Source organism: Sphingobacterium bovisgrunnientis, from assembly GCF_009829085.1.
GTDB classification, from domain to species: domain Bacteria; phylum Bacteroidota; class Bacteroidia; order Sphingobacteriales; family Sphingobacteriaceae; genus Sphingobacterium; species Sphingobacterium bovisgrunnientis.
In genome coordinates, this window is sequence record NZ_WUQY01000120.1 from 1 (window position 1) to 518 (window position 518).

Consider the following 518-nt stretch of genomic DNA (forward strand, 5'->3'; position numbering starts at 1 on the left):
AGCTAATTTGATTCCACTTGATATCCATAACTTTGATGTTATATTGGGCATGAACTTTTTAGCTGCAAATCATGCTTCAGTTGATTGTTTCCGCAAAGAAATGGTATTTAGAAGGCCAGAAGAGCCTGAAATTGTTTTTAGGGGTGAACGAAGAATATTACCTGCATGTATTATATCCGTACTTGATGCTGATAGATTGCTTAGGAAATGTTGTTCTTGCCAATCAAAGCAACTTATACTTTAAGCCCCCGTTTGATTCCATTTTCCTCAAAATTCATTTTTCTCTCTCTTCTTTTCAACCACACATTCTTCAATAAAATAATATTTTCCATCACATCAATAACTTTTCCTTCTTTTTCAACCACACATTTCTCATCATATCACTATTTAAAAATCAATTCTTACCCCAAAAATCACTCCCAAACACCCTCATAATTGGATTTGGCACGATTATCTTCCAGAGTCCACAAAAATTGAGAAAATGCCAAAATTCAACAAGAAAGCAGCAATGCAAAATA

Annotated in this window: 2 protein-coding genes; one reads left to right on the top strand and one right to left on the bottom strand. The window is 33.8% G+C overall.

The annotated features are described in order from the left end of the window. Positions 1-244, top strand: a 244-nt coding sequence (locus GOQ16_RS18495) for a pepsin/retropepsin-like aspartic protease family protein (protein ID WP_160070435.1), incomplete at its 5' end; no start/stop codon positions are given. On the opposite strand, the gene GOQ16_RS18500 is transcribed toward GOQ16_RS18495, so the two are convergent. Beyond that, positions 234-365 carry a hypothetical protein gene (locus tag GOQ16_RS18500; protein WP_262886280.1) on the bottom strand — a complete coding sequence of 44 codons (132 nt, stop codon included), beginning with the start codon at positions 363-365 and terminating at the stop codon, positions 234-236. The two genes, GOQ16_RS18495 and GOQ16_RS18500, sit on opposite strands and share 11 nt — an antisense overlap. Between the last annotated feature and the right edge of the window lie 153 nt (positions 366-518).